The organism is Agromyces lapidis (assembly GCF_009749405.1).
Taxonomy (GTDB): domain Bacteria; phylum Actinomycetota; class Actinomycetes; order Actinomycetales; family Microbacteriaceae; genus Agromyces; species Agromyces lapidis.
In genome coordinates, this window is the sequence record NZ_WBIQ01000005.1 from 429,812 (window position 1) to 455,207 (window position 25,396).

General features: G+C 71.3%; 20 protein-coding genes. 14 read left to right on the forward strand and 6 right to left on the reverse strand.

The window, feature by feature from the left end:
• Positions 1–199: 199 nt before the first annotated feature.
• Both GQQ93_RS08985 and GQQ93_RS08990 read right to left on the reverse strand, forming a co-directional pair.
• Positions 200–1,432, reverse strand: coding sequence for an MFS transporter (locus GQQ93_RS08985; protein ID WP_157423873.1), 1,233 nt, complete (start codon positions 1,430–1,432; stop codon positions 200–202).
• 142 nt (positions 1,433–1,574) lie between these two features.
• Positions 1,575–4,157: a collagenase gene (locus GQQ93_RS08990; protein WP_157423874.1), complete on the reverse strand. Its 2,583-nt coding sequence runs from the start codon at positions 4,155–4,157 to the stop codon at positions 1,575–1,577.
• A gap of 407 nt (positions 4,158–4,564) precedes the next feature.
• Here GQQ93_RS08990 and GQQ93_RS08995 point away from each other — a divergent pair, with 407 nt between their 5' ends.
• The 10 genes from GQQ93_RS08995 to GQQ93_RS09040 all read left to right on the forward strand — a co-directional run bounded on the left by GQQ93_RS08995 (position 4,565) and on the right by GQQ93_RS09040 (position 16,454).
• Entirely contained in the window at positions 4,565–6,010 is a 1,446-nt protein-coding gene (locus GQQ93_RS08995; RefSeq protein ID WP_157423875.1) for a sulfatase family protein, read from the forward strand.
• A gap of 121 nt (positions 6,011–6,131) precedes the next feature.
• On the forward strand, positions 6,132–7,406 hold the full coding sequence (locus GQQ93_RS09000; RefSeq protein ID WP_157423876.1) for an ABC transporter substrate-binding protein: 1,275 nt from the start codon (positions 6,132–6,134) through the stop codon (positions 7,404–7,406).
• Between the two features lie 4 nt (positions 7,407–7,410).
• Complete coding sequence (locus GQQ93_RS09005) at positions 7,411–8,385, forward strand: carbohydrate ABC transporter permease (RefSeq protein WP_157423877.1); 975 nt, start codon at positions 7,411–7,413, stop codon at positions 8,383–8,385.
• A complete protein-coding gene (locus tag GQQ93_RS09010) occupies positions 8,378–9,283 on the forward strand; it encodes a carbohydrate ABC transporter permease (RefSeq protein ID WP_157423878.1) in 906 nt (301 codons plus the stop codon). Before GQQ93_RS09005 ends, GQQ93_RS09010 begins: the two co-directional genes overlap by 8 nt.
• A 4-nt stretch (positions 9,284–9,287) precedes the next feature.
• Positions 9,288–10,394 carry a LacI family DNA-binding transcriptional regulator gene (locus GQQ93_RS09015; protein WP_157423879.1) on the forward strand — a complete coding sequence of 369 codons (1,107 nt, stop codon included), beginning with the start codon at positions 9,288–9,290 and terminating at the stop codon, positions 10,392–10,394.
• A 38-nt stretch (positions 10,395–10,432) separates the two neighbouring features.
• On the forward strand, positions 10,433–11,626 hold the full coding sequence (locus GQQ93_RS09020) for a Gfo/Idh/MocA family protein (protein WP_157423880.1): 1,194 nt from the start codon (positions 10,433–10,435) through the stop codon (positions 11,624–11,626).
• A gap of 125 nt (positions 11,627–11,751) precedes the next feature.
• A complete protein-coding gene (gene tdh, locus GQQ93_RS09025) occupies positions 11,752–12,795 on the forward strand; it encodes an L-threonine 3-dehydrogenase (protein ID WP_157423881.1) in 1,044 nt (347 codons plus the stop codon).
• 2 nt (positions 12,796–12,797) lie between these two features.
• Positions 12,798–13,985 (forward strand): glycine C-acetyltransferase, encoded by a 1,188-nt coding sequence (locus tag GQQ93_RS09030; protein WP_157423882.1) that lies wholly within the window; start codon positions 12,798–12,800, stop codon positions 13,983–13,985.
• A 93-nt stretch (positions 13,986–14,078) separates the two neighbouring features.
• A complete protein-coding gene (locus GQQ93_RS09035) occupies positions 14,079–15,176 on the forward strand; it encodes a LacI family DNA-binding transcriptional regulator (RefSeq protein ID WP_157423883.1) in 1,098 nt (365 codons plus the stop codon).
• Between the two features lie 48 nt (positions 15,177–15,224).
• Complete coding sequence (locus GQQ93_RS09040; RefSeq protein WP_157423884.1) at positions 15,225–16,454, forward strand: amidohydrolase; 1,230 nt, start codon at positions 15,225–15,227, stop codon at positions 16,452–16,454.
• Between the two features lie 14 nt (positions 16,455–16,468).
• On the opposite strand, the gene GQQ93_RS09045 is transcribed toward GQQ93_RS09040, so the two are convergent.
• Positions 16,469–17,809: an MATE family efflux transporter gene (locus GQQ93_RS09045; RefSeq protein ID WP_157423885.1), complete on the reverse strand. Its 1,341-nt coding sequence runs from the start codon at positions 17,807–17,809 to the stop codon at positions 16,469–16,471.
• An 89-nt stretch (positions 17,810–17,898) separates the two neighbouring features.
• On the reverse strand, positions 17,899–18,270 hold the full coding sequence (locus GQQ93_RS09050) for a YccF domain-containing protein (protein WP_157423886.1): 372 nt from the start codon (positions 18,268–18,270) through the stop codon (positions 17,899–17,901).
• Between the two features lie 42 nt (positions 18,271–18,312).
• On the opposite strand from GQQ93_RS09050, the gene GQQ93_RS09055 reads away from it, so the two are divergent.
• The 4 genes from GQQ93_RS09055 to GQQ93_RS09070 all read left to right on the forward strand — a co-directional run bounded on the left by GQQ93_RS09055 (position 18,313) and on the right by GQQ93_RS09070 (position 23,425).
• Complete coding sequence (locus GQQ93_RS09055; protein ID WP_212277288.1) at positions 18,313–19,689, forward strand: TrkH family potassium uptake protein; 1,377 nt, start codon at positions 18,313–18,315, stop codon at positions 19,687–19,689.
• Positions 19,682–20,380, forward strand: a complete 699-nt coding sequence (locus GQQ93_RS09060) for a potassium channel family protein (RefSeq protein WP_246192215.1) — start codon at positions 19,682–19,684, stop codon at positions 20,378–20,380. Before GQQ93_RS09055 ends, GQQ93_RS09060 begins: the two co-directional genes overlap by 8 nt.
• A 52-nt stretch (positions 20,381–20,432) precedes the next feature.
• Entirely contained in the window at positions 20,433–22,421 is a 1,989-nt protein-coding gene (locus tag GQQ93_RS09065) for a M13 family metallopeptidase (RefSeq protein ID WP_157423887.1), read from the forward strand.
• Between the two features lie 98 nt (positions 22,422–22,519).
• Positions 22,520–23,425: a serine hydrolase gene (locus GQQ93_RS09070; protein WP_425482265.1), complete on the forward strand. Its 906-nt coding sequence runs from the start codon at positions 22,520–22,522 to the stop codon at positions 23,423–23,425.
• Between the two features lie 10 nt (positions 23,426–23,435).
• Here the strand turns inward: GQQ93_RS09070 and GQQ93_RS18075 are convergent, their stop codons facing one another.
• Together GQQ93_RS18075 and GQQ93_RS09085 are read right to left on the reverse strand one after the other, a co-directional pair.
• The gene (locus GQQ93_RS18075; protein ID WP_246192217.1) at positions 23,436–24,923 is read right to left on the reverse strand and encodes an alpha/beta hydrolase; all 1,488 of its coding nucleotides are present in this window, start codon (positions 24,921–24,923) and stop codon (positions 23,436–23,438) included.
• Positions 24,924–24,943: 20 nt separating this feature from the next.
• Positions 24,944–25,348 (reverse strand): NUDIX domain-containing protein, encoded by a 405-nt coding sequence (locus tag GQQ93_RS09085; protein WP_157423889.1) that lies wholly within the window; start codon positions 25,346–25,348, stop codon positions 24,944–24,946.
• Between the last annotated feature and the right edge of the window lie 48 nt (positions 25,349–25,396).

A 25,396-nucleotide genomic window follows, 5' to 3' on the forward strand; every position in this document is an offset into this window, starting at 1 on the left:
GGGGGTCGTTCTGCGACAGCGCGGCCGTGAGTGCGCCCTGATCCTGACGGAATCCGACCCCCGGAACGGGTGTGCTCGGGCGAACCCCGGAAGGGGTGCTCGGGCGAACCGCGGAACGGGTGCTCGGGCGACCCCCGGAACGGGTGTGCTCGGGCGACCCCCGGAACGGGTGTGCTCGGGCGCCAGGCCGGCGGGCGGGTCAGGAGGATGCGACGCGGCTGCGTTCGCGCGCGGCCGGGGCCGCGAGGAACGAGAGCACGAGCAGCACGAGGATGACGAGGAGCGCGTTGAGGATGCCGAACTGCTGGCCGATGAACCCGAGCAGGGGCGGGCCCGTGAGGAAGGCGCAGTAGCCGATGATCGCGACCGCGCTCACGCGCGCCGCCGAGTCGGTCGGGTGGTCGGCGGCGGCCGACATGCCCACTGGGAACCCGAGCGAGGAGCCGACTCCCCAGAGCACGGTGCCCACGACGAGCATCCAGGTCTCGGTGCCGAAGATGAAGAGCGAGAGCCCGATGATGCCGACGATCGCGAGGACGCGCAGCACCGGCACGCGCCCGTACCGGTCGAGCACCGGCCCGCCGACGACGCGGGCTGCCGTGATCGAGACCGTGAACACGCCGAACATGATCGCGCCGATCGTCGCGTCGAAGCCGTGCCCGTCGACGACGGCGAGGGCGAGCCAGTCGTTGGCCGAGCCCTCGGCGAACGACATGCCGAGCATGATGACCCCGATGAGGAGGAGGCGCACATCGCCCCAGACGGCGAGGTTGGCCCTGAGGCGCTCGGCGAACGGCGGGCGGGGGGTGTCCGCGTGGGTGTCGTCGCCGACCTCGGCTCGCAGGGGCACTGAGCGCACCGCGACGAAGATGGCGACGGCGATGCCGAGCGCGATGGCCAGGAGGTGGATCGACACCGGCACCTCGGCAGCGGAGGCGGCCGCCGCGACCCCCGCGCCCGCGACCGTGCCGAAGGAGAAGAAGGCGTGCATGAGCGGCATGACCGTTCGGCCGATCTCGCGCTCGGCCTCGGCGCCCTCGACGTTCATCATCACGTCGACGGCGCCGTTGCCGAAGCCGAAGAGGGCGAGGCCGATGACCACGAGCGGCACCGAGGGAAGGAGGGCGGAACCCCCGATGCCGGTGAACACGAGCCCCGCCGAGACGGTCACGAGCGCGCCGATCATGCCGAGGCGCGCGCCGAGCCGGGCGAGCAGCCACGGTGCGGCGATGAGTCCGAGCACCGCGCCGGCCGAGGAGGCGAGGATGACGAGACCGACCCCCTGCGTGCTGAGCCCGGTGTCGTCGCGGATCGCGGGGATGCGCGCGACCCAGCTCGCCATGCCGAGCCCCGAGAGGAAGAAGATCGCGAAGATGGCGTTGCGCCAGGCGACGAGTTCGCGCGGGCGGCGGGTCGCGGTCGGTTCTGCCATCGGGGAGTCCTCATCGGTGTCGCGGTCGAGTCATCGAATCGATTCGATCACTGTACCCGAGCCGTCGGGATGTCGCATCCCGGAACCGCTCGTGCGGCCCGGAGGACCGGGCCGCACGAGGGTTCGGGATTGGCCGGAAGGCTCAGAAGCTCGCCGTGACGCTCACCCCCGCGAAGTCGGTCACGCCGGTGAGGGCGACGTAGTTCCATCCGGCCTGCGGCCACTCGACGACGACCCGCTCGGTGGTGCTGCCGGGAACGGTCGAGCGTGCGACGTGCGCATTGCGGTCGGCCCAGCCGTAGCAGTTGTAGTACAGGTCGAGGTCGCCGGTGCCGCCCGAGGTCTCGACCGTCACACGGGGCGTGCCGGCCGGAACCCAGACGAACAGGTGGTCGGTCCCGCCGGCCGAGCCCGAGCGCGCCGACCGCACGCACCCGTTCTCGAGCATGCGCAGGTCGGCGGCGTCGCACTCGGGCAGCCCGGGGCCGGGCCCGTCGTCGCCCTCGACGATCACCTGGTGCGTCGTCGTCGCGGTCGCGCCGTCGTCGTCGGTGACGGTGAGCCGCACCGTGTAGTCGCCCGCGGCGGCGTAGCTCGCCACGGGGTTCTGCTCGGTCGAGGTCTGCCCGTCGCCGAACGACCAGCTCCACGCGGCGATCGTGCCGTCGGCGTCGGTCGAGGCATCCGTGAACGCGACCGCGAGGCCGTCGATGCTCGTCTCGAAGGCGGCGACCGGCGCAGTGTTCTCGGGGTCGGTGCCGCCCCCGCCGAGGTCGTCGCTGCAGTCGCCCGCGGCGCAGCGCGTGAGGTAGTCCGCGAACTCCGCGTCGTAGCGCGTGCCGATCGTCTGGGTGAGGTAGCTGCGCGCCTCGTCCCAGCGGCCCGCGCGATACGAGCCGAGCACCGTCTGCAGCTCGCTCGGGTGCTCGTTCAGCAGGAACGCCGCAGCGAGGTAGCCCCAGCGGTAGACCCGCTCGGTGCCGTGGTCGTACGAGGTGTCGAACAGCTCGCTCAGCTTGTAGGTGCCGAGCGCCGCGGCCGACTGCGCCGCGGTGTACGCCTCGCCGCGGTAGTGGTACGAGATGTACTCGGCGAAGCCCTCGACCCACCAGATCGTCGGGGTCTGCATGTTCTCGGCGAAGTCGCCGTGCATGTTGAACCGGCCGTCGAGGTAGTGGGTGTACTCGTGGTTGAGGTTCCACACCGCGAACGCGGGGCGCAGCCATTCGGCCTCGTAGGCGATGAAGCGGGCGATGTTGTCGGATGCCGCGGGGTCGCCCTCGAGGTACATGCCGCCGTTGTTCGTGTCGATGTCGAAGATCGCACCGGCGTAGTCGCCGTAATCGGCGCTCGAGTCGAACACGACGACCTCGATCTGGTCGTTGACGTCGTTCGGCACCGGACCCGGGTCCTTCGCGACCGCGTGGAAGTAGCGGTCCTGGGCGAGCAGGCTCTCGCAGCTCGTCGCGAGCTCCTGCGTGCTCATCTCCTGGGCCCGGATGGTGATGCCCGCGGAGCAGTCGTGGCGCACGGGCAGCACCGCGTCGGCGACACGGTCGGCGAGGTCGCACGTGCCGTACTCGGCGCAGGCGTCGCCGTCGTAGTAGTTCACGACGGTCGCGGTCGCGATCCAGAGCGGCGCGGTCGGGCTGCCGAGCGAGGTGCGGCCGAGCAGGTCGATCACGAGCGGCTTCGCCGCAGCGCGGATGGCGTCGTCGCCGAGGAACCGGGCGAGTTCGCGGCCCGCGTTCGACGGCAGGAAGCCGGAGTCGCCGCCGACGAGGTCGAGGTGGGCCACGGCGAAGTCGCGCAGCGTGGTGAGTACGCCCGGGTCGGCCGCGATGGCCGAGACGAAGGCCGGCACCTGGTGGCCCCGGAACAGCACGGTGAAGGTGTTGTTCACAGCGTTGCGCATCCACCAGGATGCCTCGTAGTCGGCGTCGTAGCCGGTGAGCAGCCGCTCGACGACGTCGAGGTAGCGCGCGTTGAGCTCGGAGCTGTCGATCAGGATGACCGCCTCGCTCAGGATCTCGCCGTTCGCGTCGGTGACGTCGCGCGAGCGTGCGTTGCCGAAGTAGGCGTCGAGCGCCCCGGCGGTGGCGTTCGACAGCGTGCTGCCGTAGTCGCCCACGTTCTCGGCGTCGTAGTACTGCACGTAGTAGCCGGCGCGGAGGAACAGCACGAGCTGCGCCGCCGAGGTGGAGTTGTCACCGGGGTAGTTCTGCGCGACCGTGCGCAGCGCGTTCGCGACCGAGACCATCTGCGACTCGGCGAAGATCGCCTTCGCCTCAGCGCCCTTCACCGAGAACAGCCCGTTCACGCAGTCGGTGGTGCTCGCGCGGACCAGGTCGACGAGCGCCTGGCCCTGCACTGCGGCGAACGCGGCGGCACTGCACTCCGCCGCCGCGGCTCGGGCCGTCGACCGGCTCGCGGTCCCGGCCGAGGGCCGGTCGGGCAGTTCGACCTCGCGGCCGGCCTCGGTGCGGTGCACCGCCTCGTTGGCGGTCAGCGGGGCCGTCGCCTCGAGGGCGTCGGCGCCTGAGGAGTCGCTCGCGCCCGCGGCGTCGGCCGTGCCGATCTCGGACGCTGGCCCGAAGCCGGTCTCCGCCGTGGCGGCGGGGAGTGCGGCGTTCGCCGCGAGTGGGGTGCAGAGACTGAACAGGAGCGTGAGCGACAGTGCGACTGCCGCCCCCGCCCCGCCTCGTCGTCGGAACGTCGTGGTCATCGTTGACCTCCATCGGTTGTCTGCCTTGCGGTCGGAGAAACCGGCACTTCGGGTTCCCGACCCTGTGCTGACCCCGGCGCGAGCCGGAGACGGCGCGTCATCGTCGAGCGCCGCGGACATACTGTCATGTATTACACATCACGCGCTACATATTGAACACAAATTTGTCCCCCGATCGAGGGAGTGACCCTGCGCTCAGCGCGCGCCGGAACCGCCCGCCCCCCGAGGAATCACGGCCATCGTGGCGATTCGCACGGGCTGCGGATGTCCCCCGGGGGCCTGCGGAGGCGAGGCGGCAGGCGCGCGCCGCCGGCGCTGGTCCGGAGGCGCGCGACGGCGACCTTGTCGCGGGGCGATGCGCCGGACTAGGGTGCTGCTAATCGATTAACAACTCGAAGGGGAGTGCGATGCCGGCCCTGCTCAGCGGCGAAGAGCGTGATGACGCGAACTCCGGGGGAGCGGCCCGACCGCGCCCGAACATCCTCCTGATCGTCTCCGACGATCACGGCTACGCCGACCGCTCGGCGCTCGGCCTCGACCCCGAGGTGCGCACCCCGGCGCTCGACCGCCTCGCCGCCGAGGGGGTCGGCTGCGACGAGGCCTACGTCACCGCACCCGTCTGCTCGCCCTCGCGCGCCGGCCTCATCGCCGGCGCCTACCAGCAACGCTGGGGCGCGCACTGGTTCGACGACTCGTCGATGGCGGGCCCCGAGCACCCCTCGCTCGCCGAACGGCTCCGCGACGTCGGGTACAGCACCGGGTACTACGGCAAGGTGCACTACGGCGCCGAGCGCGAGGGTGATCGCGGTGCACCGCCGCAGCACGGCTTCGACGACAGCTTCTACGGGCTCGCCGGTCAGTCGATGGGGCGCCTCAACTACCTGCGTCACTCGGGCGCGGCCGTCGCCGAGTACGGCGGGGCGGCGAAGGCCATGGCGGTGCAGCCCATGTCGGCGGGCGGGGAGCCGGTCGAGGTCGAGCGGTTCCTCACCGACGAGATCGCCGACCGCGCCGCCGCCTTCATCGCCGCCGTCGACGAGCGGCCGTTCTTCGCGATGGTCGCCTTCAACGCGGTGCACAACTTCTGCTGGCAGCTGCCAGACGACGAGCTCGAGGCGCGCGGGCTGCCGAAGCTCGAGGACTGGTACCCCGGGGCATCCGAGTACCTCGACTGGTACGACGGCGCGATCAGCCCGAACCTGCCGAACGGACGGGCCTACTACCTGGCCCAGCTCGAGCTGATGGACCGCCAGGTCGGCCGCCTGCTCGAACTGCTCGATGAGCTGGGCGTCGGCGACGACACGATCGTCGTCTACACGACCGACAACGGCGGCTCCCGGTGCAACTTCGGGGTGAACACCCCGCTCCGCGGTTCGAAGTACACGCTCTACGAGGGCGGGGTCCGCGTGCCGTTCCTCGTGCGCTGGCCGGCGGCCCTGCCCGGCGGCGTCGTGCGCGACGGGCTCGTGAGCTCGATGGACATCGCGGCGACCGCGCTCGCCGCGGCGGGCGGCGACGTCGACGGGCTCGACGGGCACGATCTCCTGGGCTTCCTCCGCGGCGACGACGGCCCGGTTCGCGACGAGCTGCACTGGGACTGCCGCTGGCAGTGGTCGGTGCGGCAGGGTCGGTGGAAGCTCGGCTGGGTCGAGCCCGGCTCGCCGCACGCCGAGGAGATCCGGCGGGTCGAGCACACCGAGCCGGGCGACGGCCTCCGCCTCGTCGATCTCGTCGCGGACCCCTCGGAGGAGCGCGACGTGCGGGCCGAGCACCCCGAGGTCGTCGCCGAACTCACCGCGGCGCGTCGGCGATGGCGCGCCGAGATGGACCGATCGTCCGCGGTTCCGAGCTGACGCTTGCGTCGTTCGGCGTCCGCCGCTACAGTCACGTGTTAATCGTTTAGCTAAACGATTAACATTCGGCGGGCGCAGCACCGCCATCCCTCACCAAGAGACAGATCCAAAGGAGGATCGGATGCTTCGAAGTGCAATCACCCGTCGCGGGGCCGCCGCGGTGGCCCTGGCCGCCACGGCCGCACTCGCGCTCAGCGCCTGCAGCGACTCAGGTTCGGCCGCGGGCGACGGCGAGGCCGTCACGCTCGAGTACGGCGTCTGGGACCAGAAACAGGAGGCCGCGATGAAGGAGATCGCCGCCGCCTTCACGGAGGAGCACCCCGAGGTCACCGTCAAGCTCGTCACCACGCCGTACAAGGAGTACTTCACGAAGCTGCAGACCTCGGTCTCGGGCGGCTCGGCACCCGATGTCTTCTGGATGAACGGCCCGAACTTCCAGCTCTACGCCTCGAACGGCGTGCTCGCCCCGCTCGACGACCAGGGCATCGACCCGGCCGACTACCCGCAGGGGCTCGTCGACCTCTACACCTTCGACGGCGCGCTCTTCGGCGCCCCGAAGGACTTCGACACCGTCGGGCTCTGGTACAACACGGAGCTCTTCGACGCCGCGGGCGTCGCCTACCCCGAGGCCGGCTGGACCTGGGACGACCTCAAGGCGACCGCCGCGAAGCTCACCGACCCCGCCAAGGGGCAGTTCGGCATCGCCGCCTCGCAGTTCGGCCAGGAGAACTACTACAACTCCATCGCGCAGGCCGGCGGCGAGGTCATCAGCCCCGACGGCACCGAGTCGGGCTACGGCAGCCCCGAAGCGCTCGCGGGCATCGAGCTCTGGACCGACCTCATCGCGGCCGGCTCCTCGCCCACCGCGCAGCAGATGACCGACACCAACCCCGAGGACCTCTTCTTCTCGGGCAAGGTCGCCATGTTCCAGAACGGCTCCTGGGCCGCCGGCGCCTACGCCGACAACCCCGACATCGCCGACAAGGTGAACGTCGCGCCGCTGGCCGCGGGCCCCGACGGCAACCAGAGCGTCATCCACGGTCTCGCCAACGTCGTGAACGCGAAGAGCGACCAGCTCGAGCTCGCCAAGGAGTTCGCCGCCTTCGCGAGCGGCGAGGCGGCGTCCGACATCATGGCCGACTCGGGCACCGTCATCCCGGCGTTCGACGGCAAGCAGCAGGCCTGGGTCGACGCGCTGCCGCAGTACGACCTCCAGGTCTACATCGACGCGCTCGACACCGCCGTGGCCTACCCCGTCTCGAAGAACACCGCCGCGTGGACCTCGATCGAGAGCGAGATCCTCTCGCAGGTCTGGGCGGGCTCGATCTCGCCGAAGGACGGCCTCCAGCAGCTCGCCACCGAGATGCAGGCGGCGCTCGACTCGGAGTCGGAGTAGCACCATGACCGAGCTGATCGCGCAGCGCGCGAGCGCGCCGATCTCCGAACTCGACCGGGGGCGGCTCGGCGCCGCCCCCGGTCGGGGGCGCCGGCGCGGGCGTGGGCCCGGCCAGTCGCCGTGGTGGGCGCTGCTGTTCATCGGCCCGACGGCCGCGGGCCTCCTCGCCTTCTACCTCTGGCCGACGGTGCGCACCTTCTTCATGTCGTTCACCGAGTCGGGCCCCTTCGGCGGCTCGGAGTTCGTCGGCATCGACAACTACGTGCGCCTCTTCCAGGACCCCGAACTGCTCGGCGCGCTCCGCAACACGGCGCTGTACACGGTCATCGCCCTCGTCGGCATCCCGCTCGCGGTCGCCATCGCGGCACTGCTGAACACGACCGGCCTGCGCGGCCGCGGCGTCTACCGCACGCTCTACTTCATTCCGGTCGTCACCATGCCGGCCGCGATCGCGCTCGTCTGGCGCATGATCTACAACGGCGACTACGGCGTGCTCAACGAGGTGCTCGGGGTCTTCGGTATCGACGGCAAGAGCTGGCTGACCGACCCGAGCACGGCGCTCGTCGCCATCGCCGTCGTCGGCATCTGGGCGGGCCTCGGCACGAACATCGTCATCTTCCTCGCGGGGCTCCAGGGAATCCCGGACACGGTCATGGAGGCCGCCGACCTCGACGGCGCCGGCCCCGTGCGCAAGTTCTTCTCGATCACCATCCCGCTGCTGAGCCCGAGCATCTTCTTCGTCAGCGTGATCAGCGTCATCGGCGCGCTGCAGGTGTTCGACCTCATCTACATGATGCTCGGCCAGTCGAACCCGGCGATGCCGAACACCCGCACGATCGTGTACCTCTTCTACCAGGCGGGGTTCATCGACAACGAGAAGGGCTACGCGGCGGCGATCGCGTTCCTCCTGCTCATCATCATCCTGGTGCTGACGGTCGTGCAGTTCCGCCTGCAGAAGAAGTGGGTGCACTATGAGTGACCTCTCCCTCGACACCCGGGCGATGACCGGCGCGGATGCCGCGAGCGAACGCGGGCGCGGGGCATCCGCCGCACGCGGCCGACGGGGTCGCGGTCATTGGCTCGTCCACCTCCTGCTCGCGGGCGGCGCGATCCTGATGGTCTTCCCGTTCGTCTGGCAGACCCTCACCGCGTTCAAGACGTTCCAGGACTCGGTGCAGGTGCCCCCCGTCGTCATCCCCGACCCGTGGGTGTTCACGAACTTCGCCGAGGTCTTCGACTCGATGCCGTTCGGGCAGATGTTCCTCAACTCGGTGCTGCTCACCGTCGGCCGCACCGTCGGTCAGGTCGTGCTCTGCACGATGGCGGGCTACGCGTTCGCGCGCATCCCGTTCCGCGGGCGCAACGTGGTGTTCGTGCTGTTCCTCTCGGTGCTCATGGTGCCCTCGCAGCTCTACCTGCTGCCGCAGTACGAGATCATCCAGAGCCTGGGCTGGCTCAACACCCTGCAGGCGCTCATCGTGCCGGGTATCTTCAGCGCGTTCGGCACCTTCCTCATGCGGCAGTTCTTCATGTCGATGCCGGCCGAGCTCGAAGAGGCGGCGCGCATCGACGGCGCGAACCCGTGGCAGACCTTCTGGCGCGTCATGGTGCCGCTCGCGAAGCCCGGCATCGTGGCGCTCACCGTCTTCACGGTGCTCTGGTCGTGGAACGACCTGCTGTGGCCGCTCGTCGTCACGACCGACCCCGAGAAGATGCCGCTCTCGGTGGGCCTGTCGCAGCTCGTCGGCCTCCACGGCACTGACTACCCTGTGCTGATGGCGGGCGCACTGCTGGCGACGCTGCCCATGCTGATCACGTTCATGATCCTGCAGAAGCAGTTCATCCAGGGCATCGCCTTCTCGGGAACGAAGGGGTGACGTGATGGTGCGGACGAACGCGGACGGATCGGCGACGGGCGGCGGCCACGTCGGCAACGGCGGTGGCGGCAGCAGTGCCGCGGCGCGCCGACGGCCGACGCTGCGCATGGTCGCCGAGCTCGCGGGCGTCTCGACGGCGACCGTGTCGTACGTGTTCTCGGGCCGCAACGGCGGCGGCTCGGGGGTCGCCGAGCCGACCGCGAAGCGCGTGCTGGAGGCGGCCGAGCAGCTCAACTACCGTCCCAACCGCGCCGCCCGCACGATCCGCACCGGGCGCAGCGACACGGTGCAGCTCTCGCTGCACATGCTGAGCGACCCGTGGTCGCTCGCCGTCGCCGCCGCCGTCAACGAGGAGGCGAACCGGCATGGGCTCACGACGCTCATCCTCGCCGACGGCGACTGGTACGCGGCGCTCGACCGGGTCGAGAGCGACGTCGCCTACCTCGACGGGGCGATCGGCACCGACGACGCCGAGCGCAAGGTGCAGGCCCTCGCCGAGCGCGGGCAGCGCCTGGTGGTCTTCAGCGAGACGCTCGAGCCGAACGGCTTCGACGTGATCCGCTCCGACGCGATCCCCGGCTGCTACCTCGCGATGGACCACCTGCTCGAACGGCACACCGCGATCGGATGCCTCGTGGCCGAGGACGCCGTGCACGCGGCCGAGGGCTCGCGGTACACCCCGTACCTCGAACGCATGCGCGAGCGCGGGCTGCCGGTGGTGCCCGAGCACACGGCGACCTACGCGAACACGCAGGCGAGCGCGTTCACCGCGGCGGCGGCGCTGCTCTCGCGCGACGACCGGCCCACCGCGATCTACGCGACGACCGACTTCGCGGCGATCGCGGCGATCAACGCGGCGCACATGCTCGGGCTGCGGGTGCCGCACGACGTCGCCGTGATCGGCGTCGGCAACACCCCCGACGCCCAGGCGGTCGCGCCGACCCTGACCACCGTCGGCCCGACCGACTTCTACCGCAGGCAGGCCGAGATCATCGTCTCCCGGGCCCTCGAGCCCGATGACGAGTTCCGGCTGCACGAGTTCGCCTGGTCGCTCGTGCCGGGCGGCTCGACCGATCTCGACGCACCGCCGCGCGCGGTGCGCACGCTTTGACCCCGCGAGTGCGGGAACACCTGAAGGAGCACCACCCCGTGGATCTGAACATCGGCATCGTCGGCTTCGGCGCGCGCTCGACCCTCGTGAACGAGGCGCACCGCCCCGGGCGCGGTTCGCGCGTGACGGCCGTCTGCGACCTCTCCGAGCGCTCGCGGGCCGAAGCCCGCGCGGCGCTGCCCGAGGCATCCGTCACCGACTCGCTCGACGAGCTGCTCGCGAGCGGAATCGACGCCGTCATGGTGCTCACCCCCGATCACCAGCACGCCCCCGTCGCGATCGCGGCGCTCGAGGCGGGCGTGCCCGTCTTCTGCGAGAAGCCGCTCGCCGTGACGGTCGAGGACGCGGACGCGATCCTCGAGACCGCCCGCCGCACCGGCACGCGCCTCTACGTCGGGCACAACATGCGCCACATGTCGGTGGTGCTGCTCATGCGCCGGCTCATCCTCGAGGGGCGGATCGGCGAGGTCAAGGCCGTCTGGTGCCGCCACTTCGTGGGCAACGGCGGCGACTACTACTTCAAGGACTGGCACGCCGAGCGCGCGAAGACGACGGGACTGCTGCTGCAGAAGGGGGCGCACGACCTCGACGTCATCCACTGGCTCGCGGGCGCCTACACGACCGAGGTGCAGGCGATGGGCTCGCTCAGCGTCTACGGCGACATCGACGACCGGCGCGACCGCTCGGGCGAGCGGATGCGCGACTGGTTCAGCCTCGACAACTGGCCGCCGACCGCGCAGACCGGACTGAACCCGGTGATCGACGTCGAGGACATCTCGATGGTGAACATGCGGCTCGGCAACGGAGTGCTCGCGAGCTACCAGCAGTGCCACTTCACGCCCGACTACTGGCGCAACTACACGGTCATCGGCACCGAGGGCCGCATCGAGAACTTCGGGGATGTCTCGGGCTCCGAGGTCGGGCTCTGGAACCGCCGCCACCACGGTGCGGCCCCTGCCGACGAGACGTTCATCGTGCCCGAATCGCCCGAGGACGTCGGGCACGACGGCGCCGATGCGCTGCTCGTGGCCGAGTTCCTGCGCTTCGTGCGCGACGGCGGGGTCACGTCGACCTCGCCGGTCGCGGCGCGCGAGGCGGTCGCGGTCGGCATCAGGGCGACCGATTCGCTGCGCGGCGAGGCCGGCACCCTCGAGGTGCCGCAGCTCGAGGGCGACCTCGTCGCCTACTTCGAGGCGGGCCAAGTCGAGGCGTCCGCCGGCGTTCCGAGCTGACGGCGCCCCGAAACAATCCACTTCGCGCCGGTACGATGGCTGAGTCATCCGGCGCACCCACCGGACCTCTCGCATGAGCCGCCGCACCCAGCGGTTCGTGCGCCGAACACTGGAGTTTCCCTGCGATGAAGGCACTGTACAAGTCCGCGCCCGGCGCCGGTTTCGAGTTCGTCGAGCGGCCCGAGCCCACGCCCGGCCCCGCAGAGGTGAAGATCCGGGTGCTCCGCACCGGCATCTGCGGCACCGACCTGCACATCGAGCAGTGGGACGACTGGGCCGCGTCGAACATCGCCACGCCGCTCATCGCGGGTCACGAGTTCTACGGCGAGGTCGTCGAGGTCGGCCCGCTCGTGCACGACGTCGCGGTCGGCGACCGCGTCTCGGGCGAGGGCCACGTCGTCTGCGGCATGTGCCGCAACTGCCGCGCCGGCCGCCGCCAGATGTGCATCCGCACGCTCGGGGTCGGGCTGCACCGCGACGGTGCGTTCGCCGAGTACATCGTCATCCCGGGCGAGAACGTGTGGGTGCACCACTCGCCGGTCGACCCCGAGGTCGGCGCGATCTTCGACCCCTTCGGCAACGCCGTGCACACGGCGCTCGCGTTCTCGGTCGTGGGAGAAGACGTGCTCGTCACCGGGTGCGGCCCGATCGGGCTCATGTCGATCGCGGTCGCGCGCCATGTCGGCGCCCGCTTCATCGTCGCCTCGGACGTCTCGCCCGCGCGCCTCGAGCTCGCCAGGCAGATGGGCGCCGACGACGTCGTCGACGTCTCGAAGGAGCGCGTGCGCGAGGCGCAGGGCCGCCTCGGGATGCGCGAGGGCTTCGACGTCGGCTTCGAGATGAGCGGGGCGCCTGCGGCGCTGCCGGAGATGATCGAGAACATGAACCACGGCGGCCGCATCGCGATGCTCGGCCTGCCGAGCGAGCCCTACGCGATCGACTGGGGCAAGGTCGTCACGCACATGCTGACGCTGAAGGGCATCTACGGTCGCGAGATGTTCGAGACGTGGAACTCGATGAGCGCGATGCTGCAGACCAGTTCCGAGCTGCGCGGGCGCGTGGCATCCATCATCAGCGACCGCTACGCGGCGCGCGACTGGCGCGAGGCGTTCGACGTCGCCGCCTCGGGCGGCGTGGGCAAGGTCATCCTCGACTGGACGGAGGTCTGAACATGTTCGGAGACGTGAAGGCGCAGCTGCGGGCCGAGCTCGACGAGATCGAGGCCGCGGGCCTCACGAAGCGCGAGCGCGGCATCCACGGACCGCAGTCCTCGGAGATCGAGGTCGCCGGACGCGAGGTGCTGAACTTCTGCGCCAACAACTACCTCGGCCTCGCGAACGACCCGCGCATCGTCGCGGCGGCGCACCGCGGGCTGGACGAGTGGGGTTACGGCCTCGCGAGCGTGCGATTCATCTGCGGCACGCAGGAGCTGCACCTCGAGCTCGAGCGGCGCGTGTCCGAGTTCCTCGGCTACGACGACACGATCCTCTTCTCCTCCTGCTTCGACGCGAACGGCGGCGTCTTCGAGACACTCCTCGGCGCCGACGACGCGATCATCTCCGACGAGCTCAACCACGCGTCGATCATCGACGGCATCCGGCTGTCGAAGGCCCGCCGGTTCCGGTACCGGAACCGCGACATGGCCGACCTCGAGGCCCGCCTCGTCGAAGCCGCCGACGCCCGCCGCCGCGTGATCGTGACCGACGGCGTCTTCTCGATGGACGGCTACATCGCGCCGCTGCAGGAGATCTGCGATCTCGCCGAGCGGTACGACGCGCTCGTCTTCGTCGACGACTCGCACGCCGTCGGCTTCGTCGGCGCGAACGGTCGCGGCACCCCCGAGTACTGCGGCGTCGAGGGCCGGGTCGACATCACGACCGGCACCTTCGGCAAGGCGCTCGGCGGGGCATCCGGCGGCTATGTCGCCGCCCGCCAGGAGATCGTCGACCTGCTGCGCCAGCGCGCCCGGCCCTACCTCTTCTCGAACACGCTCGCACCCGCGATCGTCGCGGGCACGATCGAGGCGCTCTCGCTCCTCGCGTCCTCGGGCGAGCTGCGCACGCGCCTGAACGCGAACGCGGCGCTGTTCCGCGAGCTCATGGATGCCTCGGGCTTCGAGCTGCTGCCCGGCGAGCACGCGATCGTGCCGGTCATGTTCGGCGACGCCGCACTCACCGCCCGGATCGCCGACGAGCTGCAGGCCAGGGGCGTCTTCGTCACCGCGTTCTCGTACCCGGTGGTCCCGAAGGGCGCCGCCCGCATCCGCGTGCAGCTCTCCGCGGCCCACACCGAGGACGAGATCCGTCGCTGCGTCGCCGCGTTCATCGAGGCGCGCGACGCGGTCACCGCCACGGTCTGAGGCCCGGGGCCGGTCGGCTTCGAGGCGCTGCCGTCGGAGGCGGCGACCGACCGCACCGGCGTCTTCGAATCGATTCGGCCTAGAATCGGGCGCATGCAGCCCGAACCCCCCGCACCGGCTCCCGCACCGGCCCCCGCATCGGCCCAGTCCCGCCCGACGCTCGCCGATGTCGCCGCGCACGCCGGGGTCTCGGCGTCGACGGCCTCGCTCGCGTTCAGCGGCGCCGGCCCGGTGTCGGATGCCACGAAGCAGCGGGTCTTCGACGCCGCCGCCGAACTCGGCTACGGCGGACCCGACCCGCGCGCCCGCTCGCTGCGGCGCGGTCGTTCGGGCATCGTCGGGGTCGTGCTCGAAGAGCGCGTCCGGGCGGCGTTCCTCGACCCGGTGAAGATCCAGATGCTCGACGGCATCACCGAGGGCATCGCGCCGCTCGGCGCCGGCCTGCTCCTGCTCACCGACACCGGTGAGCCCGGCGACAACGCGGTGAGCATCGAGAGCGCACCGGTCGATGCGGTCGTGCTCATCGGGTGCAGCCCGCGCCTGGCCGAATCGGTCGACGCACTGCGGCGGCGGGGCATCCCGGCCGTCGCGATCGAGGGCGCGACCGGCGACGGCATCCCCGAGATCTCCATCGACAACCGCCAGGCGACCCGACGCGGAGCCGAGTACCTGCGCGAACTCGGGCACTCGCGGGTCGCGCTCGTGACCCTGCCCTTCGACGCTGCGCGCACGCGCGGTGCGCTCACGCCCGAGCTCGAGCGCGCCGGCACCGCGGCGACGACGCTCGAGCGGCTCGCCGGGGCCCGCGAGGTGTTCCCCGATGCGCCGGCGCAGGTCGCAGGGGCGAGCTCGATCGAGGAGGGGCTCGAGGCGGGGCGCGCCGTGCTCGCCGACCCCGCGGCCAGGCCGACCGCGATCATCGCGCAGAGCGACCTGCTCGCGGCGGGCGTCATCCTCGCCGCGGAGGAGTACGGCATCGCGGTCCCGGCCGAGCTCAGCGTGCTCGGGTTCGACGGCATCCGCGTCGACGGTCTGCAGCACGACCTGACGACGCTCGCGCAACCCTCCGCGGCGAAGGGCCGCGCGGCCGGCGAGGCCGTCGTACGGCTGCTCGCGGGTGAGGTGCCCGAGTCGGTGTGCTTCACGAGCACCCTCCACGTCGGCGACACGACGGCCGCGGCGCCGCGCTGACTCCGCTCGTTCCGCCGGAAGCCAGCGCCCCGGTCCTAGGCTGACGGCATGCCTCTCGACCTCGGTGCCGTCTACCGCGACCTGCACGCCAACCCCGAGCTGTCCTTCCAGGAGCACCGCACCGCCGGTCTCGTCGCCGAGATCCTGACCTCGCTCGAGCTCGAGGTGACGACCGGCATCGGCGGCACCGGTGTCACCGGGGTGCTGGCGAACGGCCCCGGGCCGACGGTGCTGCTGCGCGCCGACATGGACGGCCTGCCCGTGCTCGAGGCGACGGGACTGCCGTACGCGAGCACGGCACGATCGACCGACCCCGACGGCAACGACGTGCCGGTGATGCACGCGTGCGGACACGACGTGCACGTGACGTGCCTGCTCGGGGCGACCGAACGCCTCGTCGCCGACCGTGCGGCCTGGTCGGGCACGCTCGTCGTGCTCTTCCAGCCTGCCGAGGAGCAGGGCGGCGGGGCCGAGGCGATGGTAGCCGACGGGCTCTACGACCGCGTGCCCGCCCCCGACGTCGTGCTCGGCCAGCACGTCGCACCCCTGCCCGCCGGCTTCGTCGGACTGCGGCCGGGCCCTGCAATGGCCGCGGCCGACTCGCTCTCGGTGCTGGTGCACGGCACGGGCGGGCACGGATCCCGGCCCGAGGCGACCGTCGACCCGGTGCTGCTCGCCGCCGCCATCACGGTACGGCTCCAGGGCATCGTGGCCCGCGAGATCGCGGCCACCGACGCGGCGGTGGTGACGGTCGGGCAGCTGCACGCCGGCACGAAGAACAACATCATCCCGGCGGAGGCGAAGCTCGGCCTCAGCGTGCGCACCTTCGACGAATCCGTGCGCGAGAAGGTGGTCGCCGCGATCGAGCGCATCGCCAAGGGCGAGGCGACCGCCTCGGGTGCGCCGCGCGAGCCCGAGCTCGTGTTCGAGGAGCGCTTCCCGCTCACCGTCAACGAGCCGGCCGCGTCCGAGCGCACCGCCGCCGCCCTTCGCGGGGCGCTCGGAGAGCAGCGCGTGTTCGACCCGGGCGTCGTCTCGGGCAGCGAGGACGTCGGGGTGCTCGCGACCGCGGCCGGCGCACCGCTCGTGTACTGGCTCCTCGGCGGGTTCGACCCGGCTCGCTTCGACCCCGCGGCGCTCGCCGCCGGGCGTCTGCCCGACGACCTGCCCTCGAATCACTCCCCGCACTTCGCGCCGGTGATCGATCCCACGCTCGAGGTCGGGGTGACGGCGCTCGTCGCCGCGGCCCGCGAGTGGCTCGGAGCCGGCGCGGCCTGAGGTGCGGCCGGCGCTCAGTCGGGAGCGCCGGTGACCATCCAGCGGTCGCCCCGCGCACGCAGCCCGAGGGTCACCGCGCGCGCCGCGAGGTAGCCGATGGCGAACGCCGCCATGAGCCAGGCGGGTCCGGCCGCGCCCGGCGGGGCGATCGCTACGACGCCGAGCGCGAGCGGCACGAAGGCGGCGAGGTTCACGAGACCCGTCCAGGCGAGGTAGCGGGCGTCGCCCGCGCCGATGAGCACCCCGTCGAGCACGAAGACGAGGCCGCCGAGCGGTGCCGAGAGGCCGAGCACGACGAATGCGGGCGGCAGCAGGGCGGCCACCTCGGCGGAGCTCGTGAAGAGGCCGGGCAGCACCCACGCCGTCGCGATGAGGATCGCACCGAGGACGGCGCCCGCGCCGACGCCCCACTCGACGCAGCGGCGCAGGATCTGCCGCACGACGACGACGTCGCCGACGCCGAGCCCGCGCCCGATGAGCGCCTGCGCGGCGATCGCGAGGGCGTCGAGCGCGAAGCCGAGGGTGAAGTAGATCGTCATCGCGACCTGGAACGCCGCCAGCTCGTTCGAGCCGAGCGAGGTCGCCGCCCAGGTCGCGAGCAGCAGCGCGACGCGCAGGCTCGCGGTGCGCAGCAGCAGCCAGCCGCCCGACGCGGCGCCCCGCAGCACCCCGGCGTGGTGCGGCCACGGGCTCGCCCCGGCGCGCGCAGCATGACGCGCGACGACGACGAGGTACACCGCGACCATGCCCCACTGGGCGACGACGGTGCCGACGGCCGAGCCGGCGATGCCCCACCCGGCGACGTAGATGAACACGTAGTTCAGCACGATGTTGACGGCGAAGCCGATGCTCGCCACCCAGAGCGGCGTGCGCGTGTCCTGCAGGCCGCGCAGCAGGCCCGTCGCGGCGAACACGACGAGCATCGCCGGCAGCCCCGCCATCGAGATCGAGAGGTAGACGGATGCCTCGGCGGCGACCTCGTTCGCCGCCCCGAAGAGCGAGACGAGCCAGGGCGCCGCGAACCAGCCGGCGACGGCGAGCACGACGCCGATGCCGAGCGCGAGCCAGAGCCCGTCGATGCCCGCAGCGACCGCGCCTCGCAGATCGCCGGTGCCGACCCGCCGGGCGACCGCCGGGGTCGTCGCGTAAGCGAGGAACACCATGAGGCCGATGATCGTCTGCAGCACGGCGCTCGCGAGCCCGAGGCCCGCGAGCGGCGTCGCGCCGAGGTGCCCGACCATCGCGGTGTCGGCGAGCAGGAAGAGCGGTTCGGCGATGAGCGCGCCGAGCGCGGGCACCGCGAGCCGCAGGATGTCTCTATCGACGGTGCGGGGCGAGGGCGTCTCGGTGCTCATGCTCCTAGCAGCCTAGGGGCGCCCGCAGACCGGTCGCCGACCGTGCGTCGAGCACCGCGCGACCGCGCCACTCGGGCGGCGGCGTGACGTCAGGCGTCGACGATCTCCTTGCCGAGCGGCGCGAGCGACACCGGCACCAGCTTGAAGTTCGCGATGCCGAGCGGGATTCCGATGATCGTGATGCAGAGCAGCACGCCGGCGACGAGATGCTCGAGAGCGAGCCACCAGCCGGCGAGGATCACCCAGATGATGTTGCCGATGAACGACCAGGCGCCCGAGGTCGGCTTCTGCACGACGGTGCGGCCGAACGGCCAGAGCGCGTACCCGGCGATGCGGAACGAGGCGATGCCCCAGGGGATCGTCACGATGAGGATGCACATGACGACGCCTGCGAGCACGTAGCCGAGGAACAGCCAGATGCCCGAGAGCACCAGCCAGATGATATTGAGGAGCGTGTTCATGTCGCCTCCATCCAAGCACGCCGACCGTCTAGAGTACGTGGGGTGACCACTGGCACGTCGACGACGGCGAAGCGGCGGCGGCTCCGACGAGGCGCCTTCCGACTGCACCCGGCGCAGGTCGTGGTCGCGGGCTTCGCAGCGGCCGTGGCGGTCGGAACCGCGCTGCTCATGCTGCCGATCTCGAAGGCCGGCCCGGGAGGCGCCGGGCTCGTCGACGCCCTCTTCACGGCGACCTCGGCGGTCTGCGTGACGGGGCTCACGGTCGTCGACACCGTGACGTACTGGACGCCCTTCGGGCAGGTCGTGATCCTGCTGCTCATCCAGCTCGGCGGCCTCGGCATCATGATCTTCGCCGCGCTCATCGGGCTCGTGCTCGCACGCAAGCTCTCGGTCCGCGCCAGGCTCAACACGGCGGCCGAGGCGAAGGCGGTGGGCTTCGACGACGTGCGCGGGCTCGTGCGCGGCATCGTGCTCATCTCGCTCGCCATCGAGGCCGGCACCTTCGTGCTGCTCTTCCTCCGGTTCCTCCTCGGCTACGGGTACGACCTCGGCGAGGCCGTGTGGCACGGTGCCTTCCATGCGGTCTCGTCCTTCAACAACGCGGGGTTCGCGCTCTACTCCGACAACCTGATGGGCTTCGTGAGCGACCCGTTCATCTGCCTGCCGATCGCGGCGGCGATCATTCTCGGCGGGCTGGGGTTCCCCGTGATCATGCAGCTGCGGAAGGAGTTCACGAAGCCGCTGCACTGGTCGATGAACACGAAGCTCGTGCTCTGGGGCACCGTGGTCCTGCTCGTGGCCGGCACGGTGTACATCACCGTCATCGAGTGGGACAACCCGAAGACGCTCGGCGCGCTCGACCCGGCCGCCCGGGTGCTGACCGGCTTCTTCCACTCGGTGCAGACCCGCACCGCCGGCTTCAACGCGCTCGACATCGGCGCGATGCACGACGAGACCTGGCTCGGCATGGACGTGCTCATGTTCATCGGCGGCGGCCCCGCCGGAACCGCGGGCGGCATCAAGGTCACCACGTTCGCCGTGCTCTTCTTCATCATGATGACCGAGCTGCGCGGCGAAGGGGCCGTGAACATCTTCGGCAAGCGGCTCTCCCGCGCGGTGCACCGTCAGGCCATCACGGTCGTGCTCATCGCCGTCGCCGCAGTCCTCACGGCGACCGTCGCGCTCATGCTGCTGTCGGGCGAGGATCTCGACCGCATGCTCTTCGAGGCCGTCTCGGCCTTCGGCACCGTGGGACTGTCCACGGGCGTCACCCCCGGTCTCCCGGATCCTGCGAAGCTCGTACTCGTGCTCCTGATGTTCATCGGGCGCCTCGGGCCGTTGACGCTCGGCACGGCGATCGCACTCCGCGAGCGTCGCATCCTCTACGAGTACCCGAAGGAAAGGCCGGCAATTGGCTAGACTCCCGTTCTTCGGCGGCGACACGGGTCGCCGCATCGCCGAGGCCGACTCGGTCGCCGTCATCGGACTCGGGCGCTTCGGCAGTTCGCTCGCCCTCGAGCTCATGGCAGCAGGCACCGAGGTGCTCGGCATCGACGTCGACGAGGACCTGGTGCAGGCCCTGAACGGCCGGCTCACCCAGGTCGTGCGCGCCGACTCCACCAACGAGGAGGCGCTGCGCCAGCTCGCCGTCGACGAGTTCGACCGCGTGGTCGTCGCGATCGGCGGCGAGATCTCGGCCTCGATCCTCACCTGCTCGGTGCTGCTCGGCATGGGCATCCCCGTGATCTGGGCGAAGGTCGCCGACGACCGGCACGGGCTCATCCTCGAGCAGCTCGGCGTGCACCACGTCATCTACCCCGAGAAGGAGATGGGCCGTCGGGTCGCGCATCTCGTGCGAGGCGCGGCGCTCGACTACATCGAGGTCGATCCGGGCTACGCGCTCGTGAAGGCGTCGGCCCCCGTGATGCTCGTCGGCAAGCGCCTCGGCGACACCGGGCTGCGCGTCGCCTACGACGTCACCGTCGCCGCGTTCAAGCGCGCCGACGGGGAGTGGCGGAACGCCGATGCCGACACGGTGCTGCACACGGGCGACACCATCCTCGTCGTCGGTCCGACCGCCAGCGCCGAGAGCTTCGCGCAGCTGCGCTGAGAGTTCGATGGGCCGAGTGGGCCGCAGCAGACGCGCGGCCTAGGCTGGGAGGATGACCGACGTCGCGCTCCCCTCCGGAATCAAGCAGGACGAACTCGATACGGCGGTGCGTCCGCAGGACGACCTCTTCCGCCACGTGAACGGCGCCTGGATCGAACGCACCGAGATCCCGGCCGACAAGGCGCGCTTCGGCTCCTTCATCGAGCTGCACGAAGAAGCCGAGCAGGCGGTGCGCGACATCATCCACGAGTCGCAGGAGGCCGCGCCCGGCACGGAGGCGCGCAAGGTCGGCGACCTCTTCTCGAGCTTCATGAACGAGGAGCGCGCCGAGCTCCTCGGCGTCACGCCCATCGCCGGCCAGCTCGTCGACGTCTCGCTCGTGAGCTCGGTGCCGAGCCTGCTCGAGACCCTCGGCCGGCTCGAACGCCAGGGCGTCGCGGGCTTCGCCCAGCTCTACGTCGACAACGATCCGGGCGACCCCGAGCGCTATCTCGTCTTCGTCGAGCAGGGCGGCATCGGCCTGCCCGACGAGAGCTACTTCCGCGAGGAGCGCTTCGAGAGCGTTCGCGAGGCGTACCGCTCGCACCTCGAGCGGATGCTCCGGCTCGCGCAGCTCGACGAACCGGCCGAGCGGGCGGCCCGCGTGTTCGAGCTCGAGTCCGCGATCGCGGCCGCGCACTGGAGCAACGTGGAGTCCCGCGACAGCGAGAAGACCTACAACCTGAAGTCCTGGCAGGGCGTCGTCGACGAGGCATCCGTCGACCTCGCGATCTGGCGCGACGCGATGGGAGTGCCCCCGCGCGCCTTCGACGAGCTCGTGGTCCGCCAGCCCTCGTTCCTCGCGGGGCTCGGCGCCCTGCTCACCGACGAGCACCTCGCCGCCTGGAAGGACTGGCTCGCCTGGCAGGTCGTGCGCTCGAACGCGGCGTACCTCTCGAGCGATCTCGTCGAGGCGAACTTCGACTTCTACGGCCGCACCCTCACCGGCACCCCGCAGATGCGCGAGCGGTGGAAGCGCGGCGTCTCGCTCGTCGAGGGCGCGATGGGCGAGGCGGTCGGCCGCATCTACGTCGAGCGGCACTTCCCGCCCGCCGCGAAGGAGGCGATGGACGAGCTCGTCGCGAACCTCGTGCTCGCGTACCGCGAGTCGATCGAGGCGCTCGACTGGATGGGCGAGGCGACGAAGACGAAGGCGCTCGACAAGCTCGAGAAGTTCACGCCGAAGATCGGGTACCCCGTGAAGTGGCGCGACTACTCGGTGCTCGAGATCACGTCCGACGATCTCGTCGGCAACGTGCGCGCGACCGCCGAGTTCGAGTTCAACCGCGAGCTCGGCAAGATCGGCAAGCCGATCGACCGCGACGAGTGGTTCATGACGCCGCAGACGATCAACGCGTACTACAACCCGGGCTTCAACGAGATCGTGTTCCCCGCGGCGATCCTGCAGTACCCGTTCTTCGACGCCGAGCGCGACGCGGCCGCGAACTACGGCGCGATCGGCGCGGTCATCGGGCACGAGATCGGGCACGGCTTCGACGACCAGGGCTCGAAGTACGACGGCGACGGACGTCTCACCGACTGGTGGACGGCCGACGACCGCGCCGCCTTCGAGGCGCGCACGAAGGCGCTCATCGAGCAGTACGACGCGCTCGTCCCGGCGCAGCTGCAGACCGAGGATGCCGGGGACGACGAGCCGCACGTGAACGGCGCCCTCACGATCGGCGAGAACATCGGCGACCTCGGCGGGCTCGCCATCGCCTGGAAGGCCTACGTGCTGTCGCAGGGCGGCAGCGTCGAGCAGGCGCCCGTGATCGACGGGCTCACCCCGGCGCAGCGGTTCTTCCTGTCGTGGGCGCAGGCCTGGCAGATGAAGGGCCGCGACGAAGAGGTGGTGCGTCTGCTCGCGATCGACCCGCACTCGCCGAACGAGTTCCGGTGCAACCAGATCGTCCGCAACATCGATGAGTTCTACACTGGCTTCGGAGTGACTGCCGACGACGCCCTCTGGCTCGACCCTGCCGAGCGGGTGACGATCTGGTAATCACCGATCCGAAGTCCGAGTATCCGAACAACTCGTGCGCGCCGCAGCCCGCGGTGGGGGAGCGCCGACCGTCTGAGGAAGAGCGTGCAAGCACCGTGGTGACGTCGTCGCAGGGATCCGAGCGACGTGCACGTCATGCCGATCTGCGCAAGGGCAAGCACCGCACCGAGGAGCCCAACGAGAACTTCGCCCGCGGCTTCGCGGCGCTCGGCGAGCTCGCGCTCGCCGGCGTGCAGGTGTCGGCCCGGGCGACCGACCTCGCGACCGGCAAGGTGCTGTTCTCGGTCGACGACCACGTCGTGATGCCGACGGCGTCGATCGGCAAGGTGCTGCTGCTCGTCGAGGTCGCCTCGCGACTCGTCGGCGCGAGCGCCGAGTCGTTCACCGTGCTCGACCGGGCGCCGCGCGACGCCGTCGGCGATTCGGGCATCTGGCAGCACCTCCAGTCGCCGTCGCTGCCGATCGCCGACCTCGCCGCGCTCATCGGCGCGACCAGCGACAACCTCGCCACGAACGTGCTGATCCGCCACATCGGGCTCGAGGCCGTGCGCGCCCGCACCGAGACGCTCGGGCTCACCCGCACCGCGCTCCTCGACCTCGTGCGCGACCACCGCGGCCCCGACGACGCCCCGCAGCTCTCGATCGGCTCGGCGAAAGAACTGACCTGGCTCTTCGCCTCCCTCGCGCGCGGCGAGATCGTCTCGCCCGAGGTGTCGCAGCGCGTCGTCGGCTGGCTCTCGCTCAACGCCGACCTCTCGATGGTCGCGTCGGCGTTCGGGCTCGACCCGCTCGCGCACCGCTCGCCCGACCACGGCCTGCTGCTCATGAACAAGACCGGCACCGACGGCGGGGTGCGCAGCGAGGTCGGCGTGCTGCGCGGCCCGCGGGCGAGCGTCGCCTATGCGGTGTCGATGTACTACGCCGACACGATGCTCTCGTCGCGGTTGGCGGTGCTCGACGGCATGCGCCAGGTCGGCCTCGACCTGCTCGAGTTCGTGCACTGAGCCCGGCCGCTCAGCGCACCGGGGTGAGCCGGGCGATGCCTGCGAGCACCGCGGCCGCCGTCTCGGGCGCCCCGAGCAGCCGGAAGTGACCCGCGACGGGCACTTGCACATTCATCGCCCCCTCGAGCGCGCTGCCGTCGGGCACGTGCGGGTCGAAGGTGCCGAACACCGACACGATGCGCGCGTTCACGGATGCCGCGTCCTCGAGCATCACGATCGTCTCGTCGCTCGGCAGGAGCGCCCGGATGCTCGGGTCGCCGAAGAGGCGAGCGCGCCGGGCACCCGCGAACGGCGTGCAGATCGCCACGACGCCGCGGATCCCGAGCAACTCGCCCTCGTCGTCGATGAGCACGTGCTTGCCGATGAGGCCGCCCTTGCTGTGCGCCACGATGACTCGCCCGGCCGCCGGGGGAGCGGACCGTGCGAGCGCCTTCGCGACGCGTGCCGCGGTCTCGGCGATCGGGCGGCGGTTCGCGCGCATGCCGTGCACGACGACGACGCGGTGGCCGGCGGCGTTGAGTGCGTCGCCGAGCGGCCGCATGAAGGACCAGTGCTCGTACACGCCGGGCAGGAGTACGATCTGCGGCTTGTCGGGCTCGCCCCGGCGCCAGGCGCGCGGTTCGTGCCGGGCGCCGAGCCAGGCGAGCTGACGCAACCCGGCGTAGGCGTAGTCGCGGGCCATCGTGCCGAGGGCCTTCGGCAGTCCGAGCGTCGGCGCGGCCGGCGGCGGGTCGAGCAGCGAGACCGGGCGCCCGGCGGGCAGCCCCCCTGCGTGCCGCACGATCAGCTCGCCGACGCGGCGGCCCGCCCGGATCATCGTCTCGTGCCCGCGGCCCGGTACCTCGGCGTAGCGGCCGCCGGGCACGAGCCGGGCCACCTCCTCGGCCCAGTCGCGGGGCACGACGCGGTCGTGCTCGCCGCGGATGACGAGGGTCGGAGCGGTGATCTCGGGGAGGACCAGCTCGATGCGGTGCTCGAGCATCGGGAGCAGGTTGGCCGCGTACCAGCGCGGACCGGCCTTCGCGTAGAGCGCGAGGCCGTAGCCGAGGGCTTTCGGGTGCACCAGGGCGAGGTCCTGCACGAACCGCATGGTCTGCTTCGCGAGGGTGCGCTCGCGCGGGTTGACGGTGGGCGCGATGAGCACGAGGCGATCGACGAGCTCGGGATGCCGCGCCGCGGTCTCGGCGACGACCTGCGCCCCGGTGGAGTGGCCGATGAGCACGGCACGGTCGATCCGCTCGGCGACGAGGAGCTCGGCGAGGAGTTCGCCGGCCGCAGGCATGCCGAGCGGCGCGGGCGGTTCGGGTGCGTCGCCGAAGCCCGGCAGGTCGAGCGCATGCACGGTGCCGGTGGGCTCGAGCACGGCGGCGAGTTCCGACCAGTAGTCGTGCGCCATGCCGAGCCCGTGCACGAGCACGTAGTCGGGTCCGTCGGGACGGCCCGACTCGTGGATCACGACCACGTTCTCGCCGCGGCGGAATTCGCGGGTCGGCGACATGACCGAAGTCTAGGCGCGGCTCAGTCGATGAGCCCGGATGCCGCGAGGCGGCGCAGCACTTCGGCTCCGGCCGGCGGGCAGCGGTCGAGCTCGCTCGTCGTCACCCAGTGCACGGAGCCCACCTCGGCCGAGGCTCGCGGCGAGGCATCCGTCTCTGCCCGGAAGACGCGCATGCGCACGAGCCGGCCGTCGGGTTCGCCGTGCGCCTGCGTCACGACCTCGAAGAGCTCGTCGAGCGCAACGGGGTCGAGCTCGAGCGCGACCTCCTCGTACGCCTCGCGGGCGGCGGCCTCCGCAGCGGTCTCGCCGGGGTCGATCTTGCCGCCGGGCATGTAGTACACCTCGCGGTCGCGCGCGGTCACCATGAGCACCCGCCGGTCGCGCACGAGTGCGATGGCGGAGACGAGGAGGTCGGGGAGAGGCATCGCTTCAACCCTAGGCGGCGTCGCCGCTACGCTGGCTCGCACGTGCAG

Bases quoted from the DNA above. Each gene is read 5' to 3' on its own strand.
- GQQ93_RS09040 (WP_157423884.1), top strand. From the start codon at position 15,225: ATGCCTCTCGACCTCGGTGCCGTCTACCGCGACCTGCACGCCAACCCC.
- GQQ93_RS08995 (WP_157423875.1), top strand. From the start codon at position 4,565: ATGCCGGCCCTGCTCAGCGGCGAAGAGCGTGATGACGCGAACTCCGGG.
- GQQ93_RS09045 (WP_157423885.1), bottom strand. From the start codon at position 17,809: ATGAGCACCGAGACGCCCTCGCCCCGCACCGTCGATAGAGACATCCTG.
- GQQ93_RS09010 (WP_157423878.1), top strand. From the start codon at position 8,378: ATGAGTGACCTCTCCCTCGACACCCGGGCGATGACCGGCGCGGATGCC.
- GQQ93_RS09050 (WP_157423886.1), bottom strand. From the start codon at position 18,270: ATGAACACGCTCCTCAATATCATCTGGCTGGTGCTCTCGGGCATCTGG.
- GQQ93_RS09035 (WP_157423883.1), top strand. From the start codon at position 14,079: ATGCAGCCCGAACCCCCCGCACCGGCTCCCGCACCGGCCCCCGCATCG.
- GQQ93_RS09000 (WP_157423876.1), top strand. From the start codon at position 6,132: ATGCTTCGAAGTGCAATCACCCGTCGCGGGGCCGCCGCGGTGGCCCTG.
- GQQ93_RS09065 (WP_157423887.1), top strand. From the start codon at position 20,433: ATGACCGACGTCGCGCTCCCCTCCGGAATCAAGCAGGACGAACTCGAT.
- GQQ93_RS08985 (WP_157423873.1), bottom strand. From the start codon at position 1,432: ATGGCAGAACCGACCGCGACCCGCCGCCCGCGCGAACTCGTCGCCTGG.
- GQQ93_RS09085 (WP_157423889.1), bottom strand. From the start codon at position 25,348: ATGCCTCTCCCCGACCTCCTCGTCTCCGCCATCGCACTCGTGCGCGAC.
- tdh (WP_157423881.1), top strand. From the start codon at position 11,752: ATGAAGGCACTGTACAAGTCCGCGCCCGGCGCCGGTTTCGAGTTCGTC.
- GQQ93_RS09005 (WP_157423877.1), top strand. From the start codon at position 7,411: ATGACCGAGCTGATCGCGCAGCGCGCGAGCGCGCCGATCTCCGAACTC.
- GQQ93_RS18075 (WP_246192217.1), bottom strand. From the start codon at position 24,923: ATGTCGCCGACCCGCGAATTCCGCCGCGGCGAGAACGTGGTCGTGATC.
- GQQ93_RS09015 (WP_157423879.1), top strand. From the start codon at position 9,288: ATGGTGCGGACGAACGCGGACGGATCGGCGACGGGCGGCGGCCACGTC.
- GQQ93_RS09030 (WP_157423882.1), top strand. From the start codon at position 12,798: ATGTTCGGAGACGTGAAGGCGCAGCTGCGGGCCGAGCTCGACGAGATC.
- GQQ93_RS08990 (WP_157423874.1), bottom strand. From the start codon at position 4,157: ATGACCACGACGTTCCGACGACGAGGCGGGGCGGGGGCGGCAGTCGCA.